Source organism: Chloroflexota bacterium, assembly GCA_013152435.1.
In the GTDB taxonomy this organism is placed as follows: Bacteria; Chloroflexota; Anaerolineae; order DUEN01; family DUEN01; genus DUEN01.
The window spans coordinates 36,302-59,700 of sequence record JAADGJ010000111.1 but is presented as its reverse complement, the minus strand read 5'-3'; the positions used below and the strand labels follow the sequence as shown (position 1 = coordinate 59,700).

At 63.2% G+C, this 23,399-nt stretch carries 20 protein-coding genes; 4 read left to right on the top strand and 16 right to left on the bottom strand.

All coding sequences use genetic code 11. From position 1 onward, the window contains the following. The first annotated feature begins 285 nt into the window (after positions 1-285). From GXP39_15930 to GXP39_15920, 3 genes are read left to right on the top strand one after another with little or no spacing between them, the layout of a single operon-like run. A complete protein-coding gene (locus tag GXP39_15930) occupies positions 286-1,407 on the top strand; it encodes a site-2 protease family protein (GenBank protein NOZ29525.1) in 1,122 nt (373 codons plus the stop codon). A gap of 51 nt (positions 1,408-1,458) precedes the next feature. Then, positions 1,459-2,292, top strand: a complete 834-nt coding sequence (locus GXP39_15925) for a universal stress protein (GenBank protein NOZ29524.1) — start codon at positions 1,459-1,461, stop codon at positions 2,290-2,292. Between the two features lie 30 nt (positions 2,293-2,322). Continuing rightward, on the top strand, positions 2,323-2,721 hold the full coding sequence (locus GXP39_15920; protein NOZ29523.1) for a hypothetical protein: 399 nt from the start codon (positions 2,323-2,325) through the stop codon (positions 2,719-2,721). On the opposite strand, the gene amrB is transcribed toward GXP39_15920, so the two are convergent. The 5 genes from amrB to GXP39_15895 all read right to left on the bottom strand — a co-directional run bounded on the left by amrB (position 2,567) and on the right by GXP39_15895 (position 8,226). Further along, positions 2,567-4,315: an AmmeMemoRadiSam system protein B gene (gene amrB / locus GXP39_15915; protein ID NOZ29522.1), complete on the bottom strand. Its 1,749-nt coding sequence runs from the start codon at positions 4,313-4,315 to the stop codon at positions 2,567-2,569. The genes GXP39_15920 and amrB overlap by 155 nt on opposite strands. A 55-nt stretch (positions 4,316-4,370) precedes the next feature. Then, positions 4,371-5,609 (bottom strand): AmmeMemoRadiSam system radical SAM enzyme, encoded by a 1,239-nt coding sequence (amrS, locus tag GXP39_15910; GenBank protein ID NOZ29521.1) that lies wholly within the window; start codon positions 5,607-5,609, stop codon positions 4,371-4,373. 294 nt (positions 5,610-5,903) lie between these two features. Then, positions 5,904-6,710 (bottom strand): c-type cytochrome biogenesis protein CcsB, encoded by an 807-nt coding sequence (ccsB, locus tag GXP39_15905; protein ID NOZ29520.1) that lies wholly within the window; start codon positions 6,708-6,710, stop codon positions 5,904-5,906. Then, positions 6,704-7,144: an NUDIX hydrolase gene (locus GXP39_15900; protein NOZ29519.1), complete on the bottom strand. Its 441-nt coding sequence runs from the start codon at positions 7,142-7,144 to the stop codon at positions 6,704-6,706. The genes ccsB and GXP39_15900 overlap by 7 nt, the downstream gene beginning before the upstream one ends. Then, positions 7,141-8,226 carry a cytochrome c biogenesis protein ResB gene (locus GXP39_15895; GenBank protein ID NOZ29518.1) on the bottom strand — a complete coding sequence of 362 codons (1,086 nt, stop codon included), beginning with the start codon at positions 8,224-8,226 and terminating at the stop codon, positions 7,141-7,143. The genes GXP39_15900 and GXP39_15895 overlap by 4 nt, the downstream gene beginning before the upstream one ends. Positions 8,227-8,535: 309 nt before the next feature. Between GXP39_15895 and GXP39_15890 the strand changes: the two genes are divergently transcribed. Then, a complete protein-coding gene (locus GXP39_15890) occupies positions 8,536-8,736 on the top strand; it encodes a hypothetical protein (GenBank protein NOZ29517.1) in 201 nt (66 codons plus the stop codon). 200 nt (positions 8,737-8,936) lie between these two features. Here the strand turns inward: GXP39_15890 and GXP39_15885 are convergent, their stop codons facing one another. The 11 genes from GXP39_15885 to GXP39_15835 all read right to left on the bottom strand — a co-directional run bounded on the left by GXP39_15885 (position 8,937) and on the right by GXP39_15835 (position 23,155). Continuing rightward, positions 8,937-10,460 carry a hypothetical protein gene (locus GXP39_15885; GenBank protein ID NOZ29516.1) on the bottom strand — a complete coding sequence of 508 codons (1,524 nt, stop codon included), beginning with the start codon at positions 10,458-10,460 and terminating at the stop codon, positions 8,937-8,939. Positions 10,461-10,465: 5 nt separating this feature from the next. Continuing rightward, a complete protein-coding gene (locus tag GXP39_15880) occupies positions 10,466-11,557 on the bottom strand; it encodes an ABC transporter ATP-binding protein (protein NOZ29515.1) in 1,092 nt (363 codons plus the stop codon). Positions 11,558-11,569: 12 nt separating this feature from the next. Further along, positions 11,570-12,610 (bottom strand): ABC transporter ATP-binding protein, encoded by a 1,041-nt coding sequence (locus GXP39_15875; protein NOZ29514.1) that lies wholly within the window; start codon positions 12,608-12,610, stop codon positions 11,570-11,572. Positions 12,611-12,635: 25 nt separating this feature from the next. After that, positions 12,636-13,745: an ABC transporter permease gene (locus GXP39_15870; GenBank protein NOZ29513.1), complete on the bottom strand. Its 1,110-nt coding sequence runs from the start codon at positions 13,743-13,745 to the stop codon at positions 12,636-12,638. 69 nt (positions 13,746-13,814) lie between these two features. Further along, positions 13,815-14,804 carry an ABC transporter permease gene (locus tag GXP39_15865; protein ID NOZ29512.1) on the bottom strand — a complete coding sequence of 330 codons (990 nt, stop codon included), beginning with the start codon at positions 14,802-14,804 and terminating at the stop codon, positions 13,815-13,817. A gap of 198 nt (positions 14,805-15,002) precedes the next feature. Next, positions 15,003-17,030 (bottom strand): ABC transporter substrate-binding protein, encoded by a 2,028-nt coding sequence (locus tag GXP39_15860; protein NOZ29511.1) that lies wholly within the window; start codon positions 17,028-17,030, stop codon positions 15,003-15,005. Between the two features lie 206 nt (positions 17,031-17,236). Further along, positions 17,237-17,722, bottom strand: coding sequence for a hypothetical protein (locus GXP39_15855; GenBank protein ID NOZ29510.1), 486 nt, complete (start codon positions 17,720-17,722; stop codon positions 17,237-17,239). A 44-nt stretch (positions 17,723-17,766) separates the two neighbouring features. Next, a complete protein-coding gene (locus GXP39_15850; GenBank protein ID NOZ29509.1) occupies positions 17,767-18,213 on the bottom strand; it encodes a protein kinase in 447 nt (148 codons plus the stop codon). Positions 18,214-18,250: 37 nt separating this feature from the next. Then, a complete protein-coding gene (locus GXP39_15845; protein ID NOZ29508.1) occupies positions 18,251-19,876 on the bottom strand; it encodes a DUF3459 domain-containing protein in 1,626 nt (541 codons plus the stop codon). A gap of 20 nt (positions 19,877-19,896) precedes the next feature. After that, a complete protein-coding gene (locus GXP39_15840) occupies positions 19,897-20,739 on the bottom strand; it encodes a universal stress protein (GenBank protein ID NOZ29507.1) in 843 nt (280 codons plus the stop codon). After that, on the bottom strand, positions 20,732-23,155 hold the full coding sequence (locus GXP39_15835; protein NOZ29506.1) for an AAA family ATPase: 2,424 nt from the start codon (positions 23,153-23,155) through the stop codon (positions 20,732-20,734). The genes GXP39_15840 and GXP39_15835 overlap by 8 nt, the downstream gene beginning before the upstream one ends. Positions 23,156-23,399 lie beyond the last annotated feature (244 nt).

Below are 23,399 nucleotides of genomic sequence, written 5' to 3'. Positions count from 1 at the left end.
CTGGAAGCCTCTTCAGAGCCCTCTCTGGACGTCAGAAAGCTCCCTGCATACGCAAGGAGCCGGTTCAAAACGCCAAAGTCCAGGGAGGGGCTCCGCCCCTCCGAAAAAAGCCCTTCTTCCGCCTTCAACCTGCCCGGCCACGGCCTGGATCTCTGTGGAAAGAGCCGAGGAAGGCAGGTGCAGGCCGGAAAAGTGGGATTTCCGTGGAGGGGAGGTCCTCTCCACTGCCGACCCGGGCAAAGCGGAAAACCATCTGACAACGACAGAGACACGGAGGTACACGAGATGATCAAACGACAAGCGATCCCCCTGGGACGTATCCTGGGGATTCCAATCGAGCTAGACTACTCCTGGTTCCTGGTCTTCATCCTGCTCACCTGGACGTTAGCGGTTGGTTATTACCCGGCGACGTTCAAAGGGTGGCCCACCGTCGAATACTGGGGAGCAGGTGCGATCACGGCCATCATGCTCTTCGTGAGCGTGCTGCTCCATGAGCTAGGGCACTCCGTGGTGGCCATGCGCTATAAGATCCCGGTGCGCAGCATCACCCTGTTCATCTTCGGCGGCGTGTCCGAGATCGGCGCCGAGCCCACCAGCGCGATGGCTGAGTTTCGGATCGCCATCGCAGGGCCGGCCGTGAGCCTCGCCCTGGCGGTGATCTTCAGCCTGCTGAAGCCCATCGTCGCCGCAGTCGCCCCGCTGCTGGCGGTCGTTCAGTATCTGGTTTACATCAACGGCATGTTGGCGCTGTTCAACCTGATCCCCGGCTTCCCGCTGGACGGGGGGCGAGTCTTCCGAGCCGCCGTCTGGGGCATCACCCGGGATCTGCGCCGTGCCACGCTCATGGCAGCCAACCTGGGCCGGGCCATCGCCTTCCTGTTCATCCTCGTGGGCGTGTGGCAGATCTTCGCCGGCAACCTGGGCAACGGCCTGTGGATCGCCTTCATCGGCTGGTTCCTGGAAAGCGCGGCCATGGCCCAGGTGCAACAGCAGAAGATCCAGGGGCTGCTGGCCGGACACAAGGTGGCGGACGCCATGAGCCGCCAGTATGCATCCGTCAACGCCGACCTCACCCTGCAACGCCTGGTGGACGACCACGTCCTGGGCGGTGGGCAGAGGAGCTTCATCGTCGAGCGGGATGGGCAAATGCTCGGCCTGCTGACCCTGCACCGTCTCAAAGAGGTGCCGCGTGACCAGTGGGCCACCACCACGGTATCCCAGGTCATGATCCCCATGGCGCAGCTGAAGCGAACCCGGCCTGATATGGACCTGTGGGAGGCCGCAAAAGAGATGGCCAGTGACGGGGTTAACCAGCTCCCGGTCATGACCGACGGGAAGATCCAGGGCATGCTCACCCGGGCGGACGTGATCAACTATCTACGCACCCTACAAGAGCTCGAAGGCTAGCCCGCCCCAGGCGAATATCCCAGCAAGACATCGAGCATAGGAGGTACTTTTATGGCGGAAACCCAGGTGAAACACCCGATCCTGGTCGCTTACGATGGATCGGCCACGGCCCGATCGGCGGCCCTCCTCGCCATTCAAATCGCTCAAAGCCAGAGGAGGAGGATCCATGGCCTGTACGTGATCGACGATTCGCTCACTCTGGACGCCTACGCCAGCTACAGCGCAGAGCTGGGCCGTTCCGACGAGCCGGCCTCTCGCGCCGAGCTGGTCAAGTGGTTCGGGGAACGGGGGGAAACGGTTTTGCAGTGGCTGGAGGCTCGCTGCCGGGAGAATCACGTCCCCGTCACCACGGAGATGATGTTCGGCGGCGTGTCAGAGCTAATCACCCAGGCGGCGACGGAGGCACAGCTCCTGGCCCTGGGGCGCCGGGGCCTCACTCACGCCGACGCCCCCGGGTATCTGGGACGCAACTTTCGGGCGATCGCCCACCACGCCCGATGCCCCGTCCTGGCGGGAGGGGACATGCAGCGCCCCGTGCAGAGGATCTTGCTGGCTTATAACGGCAGCGAGCGCGCCCGCCACGCCTTGAACTGGACGGCCTTGTTGCAACGCACGCTGTCAGCCGAGGTGATCGCGCTGGCCGTGAAGGAAGAGGATACGGCCCCTATCGAACGATGGTTGACGGAGGTACAGGAACACACCACCGCCGACTGTCTGGCCCGGTACGGTCAGCCGGCCGTCGAGATCGTGGAGACCGCAGACGAGAATCAGATCGATCTCATCGTCATGGGAAGCTATCGTCACACGGCGTTGCTGGAATGGCTTGTCGGCAGTACCGTGGATCGAGTGCTACGCGACACCACCGTGTCCGTGTTGATAGCCTGAGCACGATCTTCCTGGGAGGAGGGACTCCCGATGTTGGAGAAAAAGGATCTGGGCAATGGGATGGTGCGGGTGACCTTCCGCCTCTCCCAGCATATCTGGGCGGACCACATCGCCCTGGCGGGCGAGTTCAACGACTGGAGCACCCACAGTCATCTCCTGGAGCAGACGAGAGACGACGAGGATTGGCACATCAGCATCGATCTACCAGCGGGTCGGACCTACCGCTTTCGCTATATCGTGGACGACAATGGATCAATGACGATCACGCCGATGATTACGAGATCAACCCATATGGGGAGCTGGATTCCGTCGTCCGCACGTAGCCTGCCATCCTTCCATATCCAAAAGCGATCGCATCGGACAGAAAAGGGCGGAGGGGATCTCCTCCGCCCTTCCACCTCAAAAGTGGAAACACAATATATGCGATAAAAACCAACACCAACCACGATATATAGAAGGTTTCACCCCGTCTCGCCCTCTCTCCAAACACGATCGCCGTGAACGTGTACAGGCTGGCCCCCTCCTTCCAGCACCCCCTGGGAAGGAGAGCCTTCTGACACAAGCCCTCCAGGAACGCCTCTCGATCCCATCCCTGCTCAACCGGCACCTGCGGCAGGAGCAGCCCCCGATGGCCATCCTTCACGATCATCAGGCCATCCACCCCCACCCGAATTCGGTCCACGCTCGTCACCCGATGCAAGGGGGAGAGAACGGAGATCTCAATATCTACACCACTCAGGTCCTCCAAGGTCAAGGGAGGGAACCGGGGATCCTGGGTGGCCGCCGCCACCGCCATCCGCTGCACCACCCGAAACAACGGTGTATCCGCCCGGATGTGGCCGATGCACCCCCGCAGCTCGCCGTGGTTCTTCAACGTCACGAAAGCGCCCGCCCGGCGATTGAGCACCGGGTCATCCGTTCCCCCCTCGGGAATACGGCCCGTCCGCAGATACCCCTCAATCGCCGAGCGAGCCATCGCCAACAGCGCGTCCCTCCGCCCCTCCGTCAGATCGGGCGGCTCATAGCGCCAGAGCATCACGGCGCCATAGCCCACAACCTGATCCCGATCCCCGTAGGGCGAATCACCGGAATTCGCATAACGCAGGACGGTCACCGTGTCCGCCCCCAGGCCGGCCGCGACGCGCATCGTCACCAGGATCGGCCCCTCGCCACAGGCACAGGTGACCAGGTTGGGAACGCGAGACGCCATAAGATCCCGGATGGTCTCCCGCACCCGTCCCGGATCCCCCGTCTCGATCGCCCCCAGCGTGGCCCCATCCACGCGCATCGCATCCTCGTAGGAGGGATAATGGGCGAGATCAGAGCTGGCGATGATGACCGAGCGGGTACCGGGCAGGACCTGCAGCAGGGCATCGGCCAGGATCCGCACCGTCCCCTCATCATCCGCCCCCATCAGGATCGGCACAATACGGCAGGCCGGGCAGACCCGCTGCAGGAAGGGCAACTCGATCTCGATAGGATGCTCCCCCTCGTGAGCGGCAGGATCGAACACGATGTGCGGATCAGCCTCCACCAGCGCCTTCGCCAGTCTTTCGTCCACCGGCACAACCCCCAGTGGCGTCTCAAAACCGCCCTCGGCCCAGACGGAGATGGGGGCGGAGACAGGCGCCTGATGATCGGCGGCGATGATCACGGCGACATCGTATCGCCCGTTCTCCAACTGCTTGAACCCATAAGCAGCCACCGGCCCGGAATAGACATAGCCTGCGTGCGGGACGATCAGCCCGATGGGAGCGCCATCCACCGGCTCCACGGGGGCCAGCATATCATCAATCATCCGGGCGAGCTCGTCCGGGTCGTCGGGGTACCAGCTCCCAGCCACAGCGGGTGAACGGATTCTGCCACTCGCCGGCGTTCCCGGGGCGATCGTCGTCACGACGGGCGACGCGACCTCCGTCCCCTCCGGCGTGGGCGAAGGCTCAGGTCGGCCACACCCACAGCAGAAGAGCGTACACCCCACCACCAGAAGCCAGAGCGTTAGCCTGTGAAGCGCATACATCATATCGGCCACCTCGCCAACAGGACGCATCTTGGAAGACCACGGGACGGGGATCGGCTCAATAGTCGGGGCGCCCCAAAGGTATGGGTATGATCGAGGATCTCGGGGGCTCACCAGGCCACCACACGCCCGGGATCGACTCGCCGCAATAGGCGCAAGCGCCCCCTTTCAGGCGGTACTCCAGCACGGCGAATCCCTGGCGCACGATGATGGGGCGGCCGCATCCGGGGCAGTAGGTGTTGTTCCCCGGATGGCCCGGCACGTTCCCCACGTAGACGAACCGCACCCCCTCCTCCAACGCGATCTCTCGCGCCCGGGTCAACGTCTCCACAGGCGTCGGCGGGAGATTCGTCAGCTTGTACTGAGGGTAAAACCGGCTGAAGTGCAGGGGAACATCCGGGCTCAGCTCTCGCACAACCCACCGAGCCAACGATCGCAGCTGTTCCAGATCATCGTTCAACGTGGGCACTACCAGATTGACGATCTCCAGATGCGTCCCGGACTCATAGATGGTACGGATCGCCTCCAGCACCGGCCCCAGCTCAGCGCTGCACACCTTCCGATAGAAGGTTTCATCATAGCCCTTCAGATCGATCTTGATGGCGTCTACCGCAGCGCACAGCTCTCGCAATGGCTCCGTGGCGATGAAGCCGGCGGAGATCACCACGTTCCGCAGCCCCGCCTCCCGGGCGCGTCGCGCTGTCTCTAACATGTACTCATAGAAGACGACCGGCTCGGAATACGTATAGGCGATGACCGGCGCGCCATCGCGCTTCGCGAAGTGCACCACGTCCTCCGGCGAGAGATCGATGTTCTGCGTCTCCTCCGGAGGGACCTGAGAGATCGTCCAGTTCTGGCAATAGAGGCACCGCAGGTTACAACCAGCTGTGGCCAGGGAGAAGGCAGGTGCGCGAGGCAGGAAGTGGAAGAACGGCTTCTTCTCGATGGGGTCGACATGCACGGCACAGGGGTTGCCGTAGACCATGGAGTACAACCGGCCACCCCGATTCTCCCGCACCCGACAGCGCCCCCGCCTGCCGTCGGCGATGACGCACTGATGCGGGCAAAGGTCGCACCGCACGTATGTGCCCGAGTGCGGCGTGTGACAGTAGGAGACCTCCAGCGACTCCCCCGTCTCCTTATGACAGGCCGAACAGTTCAGGGTCCCCTCACCCACGAAGGAGGTGTAGTGACGCGCCTCGATGGCCCAACGCGAGGGAGGGGAGGGGGTCGGCCGGACGGTAGCTCCGCTCACACGGCGTTCCCACCAGCGATGATCGATGAAGCCCGCTGCCATGCCGAGGCCAATGCCCCCCAATGCCCCTAACTTGAGCAAAAACCGGCGTCGGGACACTCTCTTCATCGCCATTCACCCCAAAGCCATCCAACTCAGCGAGGGATCTCCCCTCTGCCATGAGATATGCGCTTCGGGCGTAGAGGCGGGATCTCCTCGTGTATCCACCACAACGGTCGACGGAGACCCACTGAACGTCGCCTATTCTCCTCGGAAGGTGCGACTCATATCCATCGGGACACCCATGCCTGCCCGGAAGACAGGCCGATGGCGGCGGCGATGGCCCTTCGGGCGCCTTCAAGGGGTGTGCAAACTCTCCAGACGCACCACGCGCACCAGCCAGGGCACCCCAACGAAGGTAAACAGCACGATCCCCAAGCCGACGATCGCCAGGCCGGCCATTCTGCGGCCGCGCCATCCCCGGAGCGCCTGCGCGTGCAGGATCAAGAGATACCACAGCCACGTGATCAGGGCCCACGTCTCCTTAGGATCCCATCCCCAATAGCGCCCCCAGGCGTCCTGCGCCCAGATCACCCCCGCCAGGATGCCCAGCGTCAGCCAGGGGAATCCCCAGACCACGGCCCGGACCATCATGCGCTCCACCGTGTCGGCGAAGCTCTCCTGGTCCCCATCTCCCGGTGCTCGCTGCACCCACCACATGACCCCCAACCCCGCCGCCACGCCACAGGTCCCGTACCCGATCATGGCGCTGAGCACGTGCACCTGGAACCAGGGGGAGCGCAACGCCGGGGGCAGCGGCGCGATCGCCTGATCGGCGGCAGGGCGGGTCACGGCATACGTGGCCATCGCCAGGGCGATCGGCAACACGAAAGCGCCAGCCCGCCGCTCACGCCAGGAGGCCTCCAAAAGCAGATAAGCGGCCACGATCATCCACGTGAACAGGAGCGAGACCTCATAATGGTTGACCAGGGGCCAGCGTCCGGCCGCCATCCCACGGGATACCAGGGCGGCCGCCAGCAGCCCCAACAGGACAAGCGACAACCCGGTTGCCGTCTGCCCTGCCCACTCCCATCCCCTCCTGAGGTACACGAAGTACATCATCACCGCGGCCCACAGTGCCACATAGGCAAAACCGATCAACACGGCAACTTTCCTCGATCCTTCACCTGACGCAGTACCTGCCGTTCCGTCCTGTGCGAGGCCCGCTCAATCGCCTCGTCGATGGGAAACCACCGCACGTCATCGACCTCAAAGTCATGTCGGGACACATCCCCGCCACGGTGGCACATCAGGAAGAAGTACACCTTTTTATGATAGCAGACCTTCTCCCCTTCCTCCTCCCACCAGTACCAATACTCGATGGGCTCCAACCGATCGACGATCTCGGCCTCCAGCCCCGTCTCCTCCCGCACCTCGCGCAGGGCCGTCTCCTCCAGCGATTCCCCCTTCTCGACCAGCCCTTTCGGCAGTCCCCATCGCTCCCCTCCCTTCGTAGCGATGAGGGCCACCTCGATCTCGCCCTCGGGAGAGCGACGACAGACCACACCACCCGCGGAAAGCTGAAAGCGCGTGGTCACTCCACGCCCTCCACGCCAAGCCTCGCCCGGAGAGCTCTCACCAGGGTCGCGAACTCCCGGTCGAAGGCGTAAGCATATCGCCCCGCCCTGCCCGCTATGCGAAGCTCCCCGTCTCGCCCCATCCGAACCCAGACGCAGCTATGCGGGAAATAGAAACTCACCATCATGCCGATCAACAAGAGGATCCCCCCAACGACGATCACCGGATAGCCGGGATCATACACGGCCTGCAAAGCCACCAGGTAAGCCCCTCCCTGCCCCGCATAGCCATGTAGGTAAAAACGGATCCCTTCATATTTCAGCGGATGGTTCACCCGCACCGAGCCCTCGTTCACCACACGCGTCCGCTCCAACAAGGCGATCCGGGCCTCGTAATCGGCGGGGCTGCCGTCCGGATAGCGCACGAATTCAAAGCCCTCCTGGCGCACGGCCAGATCCCGATGGTGCTTCAACGTCACCACATCACCGGGACGCACAACCACTTCCTCACGCCAGCCAAGCGCCCCGCTGATCACCACCCCCAGCAACAACACCCACACCGCCAGATGGGTGACCACGGTCGCCAAAGGCGTCCACTGATTGCGATCTCCCCGCAGATAGACGCCATCGCCCATCATCTCCACCGATACACGAAACCCGTGTTTCCATAAGAGCTCATGGATCGGATCAGGCAGCAACGCATCTGGAGCCACCCACCACTGGGCACGGAAGGGGGCCGACCGGAAAATGGCATCGGAGCCCCGGATGGACCAACGGGAGACCTGACGCCAGATCCCCGGCCAGCGCTGAAGTGTGCACACCAGCGTGGCCAGAAGCAACAGGCCGGAAGCAATCAGGAAGGGAGGGGACCGGAAAAAGCGGAAGACGCCGATCGCACTCAGCAGATTCGCCCAGGCGCCGTATCGAGAGCGCGTCACGGTCTCCCACTGAGCCCGCAGATCTGGATCCGCGGCCGTCTTGGGAGGGAGCTGTGGGAAGCAAGATCCCACAATCGCCAGCAGAACAACGACCAGGATCAGGACGACGGCCACGTCCATGCGGGCCAGAAAATACCATGCGCGACGAAAGATACGATGTGCCACCTGACCATCGCCTCCGAGAAGAATAGGCCCTTTCATTGTAGCATCATTTTGACGCCACGCCAATGCCTAAACGCATCCTTTCATACAAGTGCAAGGAATAGGAGATCTCGCCTAAATTGTAGGATCGCTTACACACGGAATGGGCAAACAAGGGTACAGTAGGCGCTCGTGGGCATCGGCCGAGAGGAGACCGGTCTCCCACATGGGCAAATCGCATAACCGACAGGCCCCACCGGCTCGCCGAGCATCTGGCCAGGGTGGGGCCATGTCTTGCCCGAAATTTTCGTGGACAGGTAGAGGAGGACGACGATGATGAACCCTCTGTTGGCGGCGGAGCTGGGGCGAATGGACTACGAGGAGAGGGTGAAAAGAGGTGAGCTCCTCGCCCGCTTTGAGGCGGGACGAGTGAAGAAGCCGGGGCTTTGGGCTCGCATTGCGGTGAGCCTTGGCAACCTGCTGATCTCCTCGGGTCAGCGGCTGCAGTCTCGCCATCAACCGGCCAGGCCATAAGGACGCCAAAGCCTCGCCGGTTCGACACTCATGGGCCGGGACGCTCGCCGGCGGCTCCATGCAGCCACGGCGAGGTTCCGGCCCTATCCATAAACAGGGTCCCCACGGAAACGCCGATCTGCCCCTCCGGAATGGCCCGGGGAGGGCCGTCCCTCGTACCCCCCTCAACCCAGACTCCCGCGCGACGCCTCCAGGGGCGTCTACCTGGGGCGATACACGGTCGTATACGCGGCGCGATCCACCGCTCGATAATGCGAGGAGATGGCTCGTAACATCTGCGGAGTCCATCGGGCCCGACGGGAGCGCCACCCGGGCGCGTCATAAATGAGGATCACGGCGAAGTCGCCACGGGAGATGGCATCGAGGAACGGCCGCTGATCCCATATCCCCGCCTGGGCGAGCTGCTTGAACTCGAACGGTTGGAAGTATAGCGGTCGGCCGTCCAGCGGGATCAGCCCCATGTACTCATCGGCCAATACCGTGCCATCAGCCTCGTGCACAACCTGCATCAACCGCTCGATCTCGGATCGCTGCGCCACCTTGTCCAGAACCCACCTGGCATACTCCGTCTGCGAGAGCATCACCAGCGCGCTCACCTGCACGATCAGCAACAGGAGCCACAGGGGACGCAGCCAGCGATGTCCACGCAGTCCGGCCAGCAACACGCCCATCGCCAAGGCGAACGCGGCCGACAGCTCGAACAGATAGTTCACCGACGACCCAACCTTGCCGATGGTCATCGCCGTCAGAACGCCGCCCACCGCGTAGGGGCCCACCAACCACCCCGCCCTGGAACGAGACCAGGCCAGCCACCCCACCGTGATCCCCATTCCCAGCGACAACACCGGCATGAAGCGCACGATCTGGATCGCATGGCGGATCACCCGCCGGATGTAGAACGTATTGACGTTCGCCGTCACGATGTGGAAGAAGAAGCCCCCATCCGTGACCCACTCCAGCAAGGCGAACAACCCCAGGCCCAGGCCGCCGACCCCGATCGCCAGCGCCAACGCCCGTCGGAGCCCCTGCCGCCCCCACAGCCACAGGAAGGCCGCCGCGGGCGCCGCCAGGGCGTACGACTGACGCGTGTACACGGCCGCCGTCAGGAGCATGATCGCCCCGCCCAACGCCCAGCGCCGGTGCGGCCAACGGACGATCACCCACAGCCCGGCCCAGCTCAACCCCAGGGCCAACGAATCTACACGACAAAGCGGCCCCCAATGCAGGACATAGGGAATCGACAAAAGCAACAGGCCGCCCACAGCCCCGGCGACTCCATCCCCGGTAAGCGCGTGGATCGTCAGCCCGATGAACACGGCGGCCGCCAGGACGCTTAGAAAGGAGATGGTCCGGCCGTACCAGAACGCGGGGCCGAACAAGCGAACAAATGGGGCCTGAAGCAGCACGAAGAGCGGAGGATAGTTGGAGACGGTATACGGCGGAGTGGAGATATCGGGGCGGTAGATGTTCTCCAGCCGGGAGAGCCGCACGGCCTGGTCAAGCAGAGGGCCTTCCCCGTAATCCACCGGATACGGGAAGAGGATGGCATTCCCCCCGTGCCAGGCGAATAGCCCCGCCGCCACCAGCAGGGCCACGAACAACGCGCCCATGAGCGCCCGAGGCGCCCAGCGATCCCAACGAGCGCCCCACGACCCGGCAGGCCGTGGCGCCCCATCCTGCACAAATCCCCACATCATGCCAAGAAGCGCACCGGGGACGTTCACAGCCGTCATCCCGACGGTGGATGAACCGAAGCGCCGGAAGCATGCTCAGACAGGCCGGGGATCTCCATGCCGCCAATGCCCACAAGCTCCAGCTCACGGGCCCGGTGGCAGCTGACGAAGTGATTGGGCGAAACCTCCTCCAGCACAGGAGCCTCCGTCCGGCAGACATCCATGGCGTAGGAGCAGCGCGGGTGGAAATAGCATCCCGACGGCGGGTTGGCCGGGCTGGGCACCTCCCCGCTCAGCACGGTGCCTCGCAGACGAATCCTCGGGTCCGGGAACGGCACGGCCGAGAGCAACGCGGCCGTATACGGGTGCCTGGGAGTACTGAAGATCTCCTCGGTCGCCGCCATCTCCACGATCTTTCCGACGTACATGACGGCCACCCGATCGCAAATGTGCTTCACGACACTCAGATCATGGGCGACGAACAGATAGGTGAGATGAAGCTTCTGCTGCAGCTCCAACAGCAGGTTCAATACCTGTGCCTGCACGGAGACGTCCAACGCGGACACGGGCTCATCGGCCACGATCAGGCGGGGATTCAGGGCCAGAGCCCGAGCGATGACGATGCGCTGGCGCTGGCCGCCGCTGAAGGCATGCGGGAAGCGCTGCATGTACTCCGGGCGCAGGCCCACCAGACGCAGGAGCTCGGCGACGCGCTCGGCCCGCTGCTTGCGGCTCTTGATCCCCTCGATCACCAGCAGCGGCTCGCCCACGATGTCCAGCAGGTTCATACGGGGGTTGAGCGACGCGAAGGGATCCTGGAAGATCATCTGCATCTCACGGCGCAGAGGGCGCATCTCATCCTCGGAGAGGGTGGCCACATCGACCACCCGGCCGGATTGGGTGCGGAACAGGATCTGCCCGGACGTGGGATCCAGAGCACGCAGGATGCACCGGGCCGTGGTGGTCTTCCCACAACCGCTCTCCCCCACCAGTCCCAGCGTCTCACCCTCGTGGATGAAGAAGCTCACGTCATCCACGGCCCGGATCTGGCCGACCACCCTCCTGAAGAATCCCTTCCGAATGGGGAAGTACTTCTTCAGGTTCTTGACTTCCAACAGCACCTGATCATCTCGGGTCACGGTATCCATCACAGCGATCGCTCACTCTTCCTCAGCTATGTCGTGGTACAGGAAGCAGCTTGCAGACTGCTCCTCATTGACCGGGTGCAAGGCCGGGATGCGCCGATTGCAGACGTCCGGCATGAACTCCGAGCAGCGCGGGTGAAACGGGCACCCGGGCGGGCGACTGAACGGCGGCGGGATAGACCCCTCGATGGTGGGCAGCAGCGTCCGGGGCGGCGAGTGGATGGAGGGGATCGATTTGAGCAGAGCCTTCGTATACGGATGTTGCGGGTTATAGAAGATGCCCTCCACCGGTCCGGTCTCCATCACCCGGCCCAGATACATCACGACGACATAGTCCGTGATCTGCGCGATGACCCCCAGGTCATGGGTGATGAAGATGATGGCCATGTTGTGCTGCTCCTGCAGCGAGCGGAGCAGGCTCAGGACCTGGGCCTGGGTGGTGACGTCGATGGCCGTCGTGGGCTCATCGGCGATGAGCAGCCTGGGATTGCAAGACAGCGCCATGGCGATCATGGCCCGCTGGCGCAGCCCACCGCTCAGCTCCCACGAATAGGCATTCATCCGCTGTTCCGGGCTGGGGACCCCCACCTCGCGCAGGCGCCCGACGGCGATCTCCCAGGCCTCCTGCTTGCTCATCTTCTGATGCAACAGGATGGCCTCCACGATCTGATCGCCGATGGTGTGCACCGGGCTGAAGGCCGCCATCGGCTCCTGTGGGATCAACGCGATCTCGCCCCCCCGGATGGCGCGCATCTGCGGGCCGCGAGGGTTCAGCCGGGCCAGGTCGATGAACCCGTTCTCCCCCTTCACCACCCCGTTCGCCCGGGGGCGGAAGCGGATCTCCCCCCCCACGATGCGGCCGGGCCTCTCCACAATGCGCAGGATCGACTTGATGGTCACGCTTTTCCCGCAGCCGCTCTCGCCCACGATGCCCACCACCTGGCCGGGGAACACGTCAAAGCTCACCCCGTCCACCGCCCGGACCGTGCCCTCGTCCAGGAAGAAATAAGTTTTCAGATTCCGTACGGATAGGATCGACGTCCTTTGGGTATCCATCGACGAAGAACCTCTGTGCCGGGAACTAGTGACTATAGGGATCGGCTGCATCACGCAGGCCATCGCCCAGGATGTTCAGGGCCAACACGGTGATGATCACGGCCAGGCCGGGCAGGAGCAGCCAGGGCGCCAGAGCGATCGACTGCAGGTTCTGCGCCTCCTGTAGCAACACCCCCCAACTGATGGCCGGCGGCCGGAGGCCCAGCCCCAGAAAGCTCAGGAACGTCTCGTTGATGATCATGACCGGGATCGCCAGGGTGCTGGCGGCGATGATGTGGCTGGTGAACGTGGGCAACATGTGGCGGAAGATGATCCGGGCCCGCCCGCAGCCGGAGAGCTTGGCGGCGACCACGAAATCTTCCTCCCGTAGGGCCAGGAAGCGCCCCCGCACCTCGCGAGCCAGCGTGGTCCAGCCGATCAGCGAAAGGATCACGGTGATGGCGAAGTACACCCGCTCCACCGACCAGTCACGGGGCAGCGCCGCGGTCAACGCCATCCAGATGGGGATCGGCGGCAGCGACTGCAGGATCTCGATGAGGCGCTGGATGATCAGATCGACGGTGCCGCCGAAGTAGCCGGAGATGCCACCGAGCAGGATGCCCAGGAAGATGCTCAAGAAGACGGCCACCAGCCCGATGGACAGGGAGACCCGGGTCCCATGCATCAGTCGAGACCACTGATCCCGTCCCAGCCGATCCGTCCCCAGCAGGTGGATCTTCTCCTCCTCGTCCGGGGAGACCGGCCCCAGGAAGTGGATGTCCGTGGAGATGATCCCGAGCAGCTTGTACGAATAACCCTTGGCGAAGAAGCGAACCGGGATCTTCTTGGTCTCGTCGATATGCCACTCCATGCGCAGCGTCTTCGGGTTACGCTTCCCAACCACGCCGTACACAAAGGGGCGGATGCGGCCCTCGTCGATGAAATGGACATGCTGGACCGGGATGAAGGATTCCATGGTGCTGGTCTCGTTCGGGTCCTGGGTGCTGAAGAAATCGGGGACCAGGGCCACGATGGCGACCAGGAGGATGACCACGCCGCTGATGAGCGCCAGCCGATGCTTCTTGAAGCGCCACCAGACCAGCTTCCAGTTCGGGGCCACATAAAAGGCGTCTTCTTCTTCCGTCCAGTCGGCCATCGACCTCATCAACCGGTTATCGGCCGACGATGATGTGAGGGATTCAGATTCGCGAGGCCGAGCCATACCTCAGGAGCCCTCCATTCGGATACGAGGATCCAGCCAGGCCAACAAGATGTCCGATATCAGCGTGCCGATGATGGCCAACAGACAATAGATCAGCACGATCGCACCGGCCAGGAACATGTCCTGGTTCGTCAGAGATCGGAGCAACATGGGCCCGATGGTGGGAAGATTCAGCACCGTCGCCACGATGACGCTGCCGGAGAAGAGGAGGGGCAGATACCAACCGATGGTGCTGATCAACGGGTTGATGGCCAGACGCACCGGATATCTCAGCACCAGCTTCCATTCGGGCATCCCCTTGGCGCGGGCCATCTCCACATACGGCTTGTTGAGCTCGTCCAGCAGGTTGGCTCGCATGATACGAGCCAGCCGGGCCGTGCCGTCCATGCCCAGGATGACGGCGGGCAACCACATGTGCTTGAGCAGATCCACCACCCGGCCCCAGCTCCAGGGCGCGTCCACATACTCCGGCGAGAACAGGCCGGTGATGCTGATGCCGAAGTATTTGAAGGCCAGCCACATCAGCACCAGGGCGGTCATGAAGGTGGGGGTGGCGACGCCGATGTAGTTGAACACGGTGAAGAAATAATCCAGAAATGAGTACTGACGGGTAGCGGAGAGGATGCCGATCGGGATGGCCAGCGCCCAGGTGAAGCCAAAGGTGAAGGCCCCCAACATCACCGTCAACAGCAAGCGCTCCTTGATCAGCTCCAGGTTGGGGCGCTGCCAGTCCAGGGACACGCCCAAATCCCCTCGCAGGATTCGGCCTATCCACTTGAGATACTGCACGTACATGGGCTGATCCAGGCCGTACATCTGCCGCAGCGCGTCGATCTGGGCCTGATCCATGGACGACCCTGAGGCCGCCAACTCGGCGACGTAGCTGGTGACGAAGTCACCGGGCGGCGCCTGGATGATGAAGAAGGCGAAGACGGAGAAGATGAACAGAAGGAACGGCAGAAGCAACAGACGCTTGACGATATATTGGAGCATATCCAATACACCTCATCGGGTGATAGCGCCACGCTGAAACGTGAAGAGCAGGGGAAAGGCATGCCTCGCCCCCACTCATGCCGTGGTATTAGGGTGGGCGAAAGATGTCCACGTGGGCAGAAGCCAGGTCGGCCCGCCCACGTGGACTGAGATCCGTCAGCGATAATCCGTCGCTTGAGGAGTCTGGCTTAGACGACCTTATCGCTTGAAGAAGTACTGCTCCGGGCGGGTGTTACCCGGCGTGCGCAGCGGCCAGTCGTTCCCAGCCGTCTCAGGCACGTTGTGGAGATCCTGGTTGACCACGATCACACCCTGGATCATGGGGGTCAGACCGACGGTCCCGATCTCCCACAGGTTGTCCACCCAGTGGCGGAACAGCTCCTGAGCCAGCTCGATCTGCCGCTCACGCCCGGAGACCTTGGCCTCGTCGATGATCTCGACCAGCTTCTTGACCTCGGGCGGCGGCTCCATGCCCTCGGCGCCGTTGGTCTGGTACCACTTCCGATAGAGCGGGCCGAAGGTCAGAGCCGGGTCGCTGCGGGGATCCATCTTCGGCTGCCCGCTGAAGGGGAAGCCGGTGGTGTCCTCGTTCCAGATCTCGATCATCAGATCGTTGGTGTTGCGCATCTGGAAGTGGAGGGCACGCTCCCGGATCTCCACATGGGCCCGGATGCCCACATCCGCCCAGTTCTCCACCACGATCTGGCCCACGTCGGTCCAGTTGGCGAAGGCCGGGACGACGCTGATCTCCAGGTCCAGCCGCTCGCCGTTGGGCAACAGCCGGAACCCTTCCTCATCCCGCTCGGTCAGGCCGATGCTGTCCAGCATCTCGTTGGCCTTGTCCGGGTCATGCTCGGTGTACTTGTAAGCCCACTCGTCGCCCGGATAGTAGGGATGGTTGGGCGCCGGCACACCCTGACGCGGCTCACCCAGACCCAGGAAAGCCAGCTCCTTGATCTTCTCCCGGTCGATGGCGTAGGACAGAGCGATGCGGAAGTCCCGATTGCGCAGCAGCTCGCCCACCGCCGGGTCTTTCGCCACGTAGGTCTGGTTGAACATCAGCACGGCGTCGGAGCCGCCGAAGGTCGGCCACGTGACCACCCGATAGCCGCCCTTCTCCTGATTCTCCACCAGCACCGGATAGTTGCTCATGTTGATGTGGCGGCCCTGCATATCGATCTCGCCAGCCACCGCCGCCAGGTTCAGGGCTTCCTTGTCGGCAAAGAAGGTGAACCGCACGTAATCGATGTACGGCAGCTGGTTGCCCTCCGGATCTACGGCGAAGTAGTAGGGGTTGCGCTTGAGGACGAAGACCTGATCGGAGACGGAGGAGTTGTCCGGGATCCACGCAGCGGTGCTGGGGCGCTCCGGATTCAGGTGCGGCATGGCCTTGACGGCGAAGAGCTCGGTCCATGTATCAAAGCCCGCCTCCTCCACCTTGGCCTGCAGCTCCGCCTCGTCCACGAAGGCCGGATGGAACTGCTTCATGTAGTGCGCCGGGACGAAGGCCAGGTTGTGGATGGACTTGTCAGCGCCGTCCTTGTTGGCCAACTCCAGCAGGAAGGCGGTGTTCGGCTGCTTGAAGGTCCACTGGACCGTGTAGTCGTCCAGCTTCTCCACCTTGGCCACCGAGCCATCCTGGTTCTGCATCCAGATCGGGACGCTCGGGGTCAGGTCCTTGTTCAGGAGGATGTACTCGTACCAGAACATGATGTCGTCAGCGGTGAACGGATGGCCATCGGACCACTTCAGCCCCTTCCGCAGGAAGACCTTCCACACGGTGAAGTCTTCGTTGGACTCCCACCCCTTGGCGATGTGAGGGATCACCTCCGTGCCATCGGGCGAGAAGCGGACCAGGGCGTCATAGACCACTCGGGTGTAGTTGTTGTGATCCGAGGGGCCAAGGAACCCGCGACGCAGCGTGCCGCCGTACTGGCCGATCTCCTCCACCACATCGATGACCAGGGGTTCCTCGGGGAGCCGCTCATCCACAGGGGGCAGCTCACCCTTCTCGACCAACTCCTTCAACATGGGAGCTTCGTTGTACTTGGAGACACGCTCCTCCGGCTTCGGCTGGGCCGGAGCGGGGGCCGGAGCCTCCTCTTTGGGTGTAGGAGTTGGCTCGGGTGCCGCTGTCGGCTGCTGAGCGCACGCTGCCAGCGCCAACAAACCGACCACCATGACGAGGACGAGCAGTAGCCGATTGAGACGCATGGATCTAGGCATGGTACCAACCTCCTTGTTTGGTATACCACATGGGGTTTCGACCTACATCCACTTCATGGAGCTCGAAGCTGTCGGGGGAAGTTCCGGTAATATCTTACCATATCAAACCCGACTTTGGCTAATTTGGGGGCCTTTTCCGGGATGGTACGGATAACTCATCGGCATAAATCATCCCTATCGGCCAAAAGGCAGGCGGTTAAAGGGGATTAGGGAAGCCGAACCCACTCCACGTCCGCATGCCGGATATGGATCCGACCCTCGTCGTCAATGAAACGCTCGGCGCTGTCCGCGGGGAAGGAGATCAGGTCAAACGGGGCTTCACGGCGAAGGCCCGCCAGCGCACCCTCGACGATGGCAATGAAAGGATCCAGACGGGTATCCCACTTGGCAATGGCGAAATGCGTGCGCCGATAGCGTCTGGCCAGCGACCGGATCTTGGCCACGCCGATCTCACCGGCCTCTCCCCAAAAGAGCGGACGGCCGAACGCATCCACCGCCACCACATCCGGTTTGTAGCGATCGCCGATGGAGACCTCCACGGAAAGATCGGGATACCGAGGCAGGTAAAGCGCCCATAAGAGCGCCTTCATCACCACATGCTCAGTGCGCTCATGGCGCCGCTTAATGAAGACGACCCGCCGGTCATACGCCCGCAGCGTCCACTTGCGAGGAAGCATCCGCTCGTCGGTCACGAGATCCCTGCCATGCGCTCGCATCCGAAAGGGGCATAGAGGGGTCAGCGACGTAACGCCGCCAGGCTCTCCTCCGTGGCGATGGGTGATTTGTGGCAATGCACCAGCTTCCACTGGGGCTCATCATCCGTGCCGAAGTTATGGAAGACACGGGTCTCGTTGTGGCTCTTGTGAACGACCCCAGCCGAGCTTACGGCTCGGGTCAGCAGTGTATAGGTGATGATCGCCGTGTCCCCATAGATCTGCACGCGCGGCTGGAGAACCTCATGCTCGATGCGAACCGCGTCCGAGCCCCCGCCCAACACGCGGGCGTGCACCTTCAGCTCACGCAGATGAAAGTCGATGCCATCGATGCGCTGAGGCGAGATATACCACTCGAAGAAGGAGACATCTTCGGCCGTGGTCGCCCGATAGGTCTCCACATCACCATCCCAAATGCTCTGCAGATTGCGATCCAGGACATCTAACAGGGTCTGAACGGAGTCCGCCATGTGCTCCTCCTGTCCCCTCGCTTCCCCGTCTCCGCCATCAACGCAGCTCAACGATCACGCCCTCATGCCCCCGCAGGGATAATCCGGACAGATTCACCGGCCCCTGACGATCGAGATAGGTGGAAATGGCCACCCTCCCCTCACCCAGGGCCGGGAGGGCCACTTTCTGCTCCTCGCCGGAGAAGTTGAGAGCCACCAAAAGCCGCTGATCGTCCACAGCGCGCAGGAAGACGTAGCACGACGGCGGCACATCATCGAGGGGGCGATATCCTCCGCACTGCAGCGCGGGCGTCCGCCTGCGATAGGCCAGCAGCTGCCGATACAGGTTCAGGATCGAGGTCGGATCGGCCAGCTCGCGCTCCACGTTGACCTCCCGATAATCGGGCGCGAGCGGCAGCCACAGCTCCGGCGTCTCCGGAGGGGAGAATCCGGCATTGGGCCCAGGGGTCCACTGCATGGGCGTGCGGCACGGATCCCGGCCCAGGCCGGGCACACGCTTTCCCCAGGGATCCTGTTGGCGCTCCGGAGGGACATCCACGTTGACCATGCCGATCTCATCACCGTAGTAGAGCGTGGGCGTGCCACGCAGCGTGAGCAACAGCATGGCGGCCACCCGGGCCGGCGTGCGTCCGTAGCGGCTGGCGATGCGAGGCTCATCGTGATTGCCCAACACGTGGTTCGGCCAGGCGCCCGGCGGCAACGCCGCCTCGACGGAATCCACCACCCGGCGCACGGCCTGGGGAGTCCACTCCGCATGGATCAACCCGAAATTGAAGGGCATGTGCAACTCGTCCAGGTGCTCGCCGTAGTAGCTGGCCCACTCATCCCAATCGAAGACATGGATCTCGCCGACGGACATCCGGGGCCAATTCCCGTTATACGAGTCCAGGATACGGCGAAACTCACGGAACACCGCGTGAACGTCCGGATGCCCTTTGTCATACAGATGGAGCTGCGAGTCGTATTCCCCCAACGACTTGTACGGGTTGTCCCCCGGATGGGCATTGGGCGGATTATCACGGAACAGGGGATCCTTCATAATGAAATGCGCCACGTCGATCCGGAAGCCATCCACTCCGCGGTCCAGCCAGAAGCGGACCACATCGAACATGGCCTCCTTCACGGCCGGGTTGCGCCAGTTGAGGTCGGGCTGCTCCTTGAGAAACGAGTGGAGATAGTACTGGCCGGTGGTCTCGTCCCATTCCCAGGCCGATCCCCCGAACACGCTGAGCCAGTTATTGGGCGGCGATCCGTCCGGCTTCGGATCCTTCCAGACGTACCAATCCCGCCGGGGGTTCTCACGGGAGGAGCGTGACTCCAGAAACCATGGATGCTGATCTGAGGTATGGTTGGGAACGAAGTCGATGATGATCCGTAGATTCCTGGCGTGGGCCTCCGCCACCAGCTCATCGAACGTGGTGAGATCGCCGAAGAGCGGATCCACGTCCGTGTAATCGGCGACATCATAACCGAAGTCGGCCATCGGCGAGGGATAGAAGGGCGAGATCCAAATCGCATCCACCCCCAACGTCTCGGTCAGATAATCCAGCTTCTCAATGATACCCGCCAGGTCGCCAACGCCGTTCCCCGTCGTGTCCTTGAAGCTGCGCGGGTAGATCTGATAAATGACGCCGGTCTGCCACCACAGGTACTCCGAACACATGAACGATCTTCCCTCCGATGTTATCGCACCAACAGTGCGCAATCGATCTCGTTCAACAGGGTTTGCAACACATCCCCGGGCAGAGCGGAGCTCTCGCCGGGCAATACCAGCAAGCCGACCCCCTCCGATCGGAGGATCCGGGCCAGCTGCGGCAGATCGGCGCTGGTCAGCCACCGGTAACGCGCCGCGATCTCCCGTTCCTGCAGCCAGGCGGAGGCCCGAGCCTGCAGCTGCCTCATCTGCTCCTGGTCATCCGCCAGGATATAGACCACCGGGGGCTCCTTTCCATGAGCCAGGCTCGCCGCGGTCTCCAAAGCCCGCTGAGCCGAGGGAGATCCATCGTACAGGACCACCATGGGCGCGCCCAGCCGGCCGCCCTGCCGTGCAAGCAACGCATGGCACCGGACCTGCGAGAACACCCAACGGGCGGTGGAGCCCATCTCCCCCCGCACGGTCCACGACCATCCCGCCTTTCCCAGGCTGACGAGATCCGCCTCCGAGGCCGCCGCCAACACCTCCGACGCCACCTGACCACGCACGACCCGAAACGACCAGCGCACCCGGGCACGCCCGGCGACCCTCGCCATGGCCCGACGCGCCCGGTCCGCCTGCGCGCGCAGCTCTCGCTCGATGTGCTGACTGTCCAACGGACGAGGCGTCGCCGACAGGGATCCGACCTCTCGCGCAAAGGGGAACCCGGCCAGCCGCAACAGGTTGATATCCTCCACGAACAGGCCCAACAACTCCGCCTCCAGGCGGGCGGCGAGCTCGGCCGCGGCCTCCAGCGCCGCCAGACTGTGCGGCGAAGCGTCTAGCGCCACCAGGATACGTCGAATCCCTCGCTCGCGCTCCCCCTCACTCATGCCCCTCCTCCTCGGCCGCCTTTGCAAACGCTGCCTGTTTCTCCGCCAGCTCCGCCAACCGCTTCTCCACCAGATAGTTGATCGTCCCCTCCGGGTAGTTCCCCTCCTCATCCCGCTCGCCCGCGGGGATCCCGGTCAGAAGCTCAATCCCCTGATCCACCGTCTCAATGGGATAGATATGGAACTGCCCGGCCGCCACGGCCTCCACCACGTCGGACCGCAGCATGAGATGCTTCACGTTGGAGACCGGGATGAGCACGCCCTGCTCCCCTGTCAGCCCTCGCCCCTTGCAAACGTCGAAGAACCCCTCGATCTTCTCGTTGACCCCACCGATGGCCTGGATCTGGCCATGCTGGTTCACCGAGCCGGTCACCGCCAACGATTGCTTGATGGGCACCTCGGCGATGGCCGAGAGCAGCGCGTACAGCTCCGCCAATGACGCGCTGTCGCCCTCCACCCCGCTGTAGGACTGCTCGAACACCAGGCTGGCGGAGAGCGAAAGGGGACGCTCGGCCGCGTAGCGCGCTCCCAGGAAGCCGGAGAGGATCAACACACCCTTGGAGTGGATGGGGCCGCCCAACTCGACCTCTCGCTCGATGTCGATCACCTCGCCCCGCCCCATCCGCACCCGGGCCGTGATCCGGCTGGGCCGACCGAACGCGAAATTCCCCAACTGGATCACGGAGAGCCCGTTCACCTGGCCGACCCGCTCCCCTTCCGTATCGATCAGGATCGTGCCACGCAGGATCTCCTCCTGGAGCTTCTCCCGCACCCGGTCGGAGCGATAGATCTGCGCATCAATGGCACGCTGCACGTCCTGAGCCGTCACAGCTCCATTCCCCGATCGGCCGGCCCAGTAATCCGCCTCCCGGAGCAGATCGCAGATGTTCCGCATGCGCGTCGAGAGCTTCTCGGCATCGCCCGCCAGCCGGGAGCTGTGCTCGATCACCCGGGCCACCGCCCCCCGATCGAACGGGCGCAGACCCTCTTTGCGAGCCAGGGTGGCGATCAGCCGGGCATACAGCATCTGGTTCTCGTCGCTGCGGTCGAACTCCTCGTTGAAGTCCGCCGCCACCTTGAACAGCTCGCCGAAGTCAGGGTCCAGGGAGCTCAGCAGGTAATAGAGCAGCCGATCCCCCAACAGGGCCACCTTCACATCCAAAGGGATCGGCTCGGGCTCCAGGGAGACGGTGCTCACCAGGCTGAGCATCTCGCCCAGCGACTCGATGCGGATCTGACGCGATTGGAGGACCCGCTTGAGCGCCTCCCAGGCATACGGCTGCAGCAACACCTTGCGCGCATCCAGGATCAAGTATCCGCCGTTGGCCCGATGGAGCGCTCCCGGCTTGATCAGGGTGAAGTCGGTGACCAGGGCGCCCATCTGGGCCATGTGTTCCACCCGGCCGACCAGGTTCTGGTACGTCGGGTTGTCCTCATAGATCACCGGTGCGCCCTTCGACTCGCTGTGATCCACCAACACGTTCACCTGATAGCGACGCAGCGTCGGCGGCCCCGTCATCAGGTGTGAGACCGGCCCTATGGGGGCACCCTGTCGGGGCTCCTCCGGCCGCAGGAAATCCCGCACATTCTCGATCACATCCTGCTGCACGGCGTTCAGGTACTCCACGACATCCGGGAGCTCCTCGTACTTCTTCCGCAGCTCGTCGATGAGGTGGCCCACGGCAAAGTTGGTGATCTCCCGATCCAGCTCCCGCACCTTCTCCCGCATCTCCCGTTCCCAGCGAGGCATCTGGTGGATGATCTTCTGCAGCTCCTCCTGCATGACCTCCACCTCGGCCTCCAGCCGCTTCCGCTCCTCCTCGGGAAGCTTCTGGAACTCCTCGGGCGGGAGCACCTCGCCATCTCGCAACGGGGCGAAGACCAAGCCCACCGGCGTGCGGAGCAAAGCCAGTCCCCGCTCCTGCGCCCGCTGTCGCAGCTCGTTGAAGGCCTGTTCCTGGCGCTCCTTGAACTCCTCCTCGATGACCTGCCGACGCGTGCGATATTCCTCGCTCTCAAAGGCGGAGGACAGAGCCGTGCGGACCTCCTCCACCAGCTGCTCCATATCCCGCCGCAGCTTGACGCCGGTGCCCGGTGGGAGACGCAACACGCGAGGGCGATACGGCTGGGCGAAGTTGTTCACATAGCACCAGTCGAAGGGGACCGGCTCCGTAGCCGCCCGCTGCTCCAGGGCCTGCCGAACGAGGGTGTACTTGCCCGTCCCGGCCGGCCCCAAAGCGAAAATGTTATACCCCTCGCGCTCCATGCCGATGCCGAACTGGACGGCCTCCACCGCGCGCGGCTGGCCGATGATCTCGTGTAAGTCCTCTATGTCATCCGTGGTCTCAAACGGGAATTGCTCGGGATCACACCGTCGACACAACGCATCAGGCCCCAACTCTCTGACGGCTGCCACGATCTGCCTCCTTTTCCGATGAACGTTGACGACCTTCGTGAATCATGATACACGCTGCGTCCATTGTATGTCCGACAAGTACCGTTGTCAACCGAATTCGCCCCTTAATCACGCAGGCTGTGCCGAAACCGGCTTGAAATCATTGACAACCCCAACAGCCACTCCTATAATGGCACCACGATCATCGCCGATATCGGATAAAGATCGGTGAGAAAGGACACGATGGACGAGAGTTCGATACCTC

Excerpts from the sequence above, each read along its gene's own strand:
- GXP39_15930 (NOZ29525.1), top strand. The coding sequence starts at position 286 with ATGATCAAACGACAAGCGATCCCCCTGGGACGTATCCTGGGGATTCCA.
- GXP39_15925 (NOZ29524.1), top strand. The coding sequence starts at position 1,459 with ATGGCGGAAACCCAGGTGAAACACCCGATCCTGGTCGCTTACGATGGA.
- GXP39_15920 (NOZ29523.1), top strand. The coding sequence starts at position 2,323 with ATGTTGGAGAAAAAGGATCTGGGCAATGGGATGGTGCGGGTGACCTTC.
- amrB (NOZ29522.1), bottom strand. The coding sequence starts at position 4,315 with ATGATGTATGCGCTTCACAGGCTAACGCTCTGGCTTCTGGTGGTGGGG.
- amrS (NOZ29521.1), bottom strand. The coding sequence starts at position 5,609 with ATGGCAGCGGGCTTCATCGATCATCGCTGGTGGGAACGCCGTGTGAGC.
- GXP39_15890 (NOZ29517.1), top strand. The coding sequence starts at position 8,536 with ATGATGAACCCTCTGTTGGCGGCGGAGCTGGGGCGAATGGACTACGAG.
- GXP39_15880 (NOZ29515.1), bottom strand. The coding sequence starts at position 11,557 with ATGGATACCGTGACCCGAGATGATCAGGTGCTGTTGGAAGTCAAGAAC.
- GXP39_15875 (NOZ29514.1), bottom strand. The coding sequence starts at position 12,610 with ATGGATACCCAAAGGACGTCGATCCTATCCGTACGGAATCTGAAAACT.
- GXP39_15870 (NOZ29513.1), bottom strand. The coding sequence starts at position 13,745 with ATGGCCGACTGGACGGAAGAAGAAGACGCCTTTTATGTGGCCCCGAAC.
- GXP39_15865 (NOZ29512.1), bottom strand. The coding sequence starts at position 14,804 with ATGCTCCAATATATCGTCAAGCGTCTGTTGCTTCTGCCGTTCCTTCTG.
- GXP39_15860 (NOZ29511.1), bottom strand. The coding sequence starts at position 17,030 with ATGCCTAGATCCATGCGTCTCAATCGGCTACTGCTCGTCCTCGTCATG.
- GXP39_15850 (NOZ29509.1), bottom strand. The coding sequence starts at position 18,213 with ATGGCGGACTCCGTTCAGACCCTGTTAGATGTCCTGGATCGCAATCTG.
- GXP39_15845 (NOZ29508.1), bottom strand. The coding sequence starts at position 19,876 with ATGTGTTCGGAGTACCTGTGGTGGCAGACCGGCGTCATTTATCAGATC.
- GXP39_15840 (NOZ29507.1), bottom strand. The coding sequence starts at position 20,739 with ATGAGTGAGGGGGAGCGCGAGCGAGGGATTCGACGTATCCTGGTGGCG.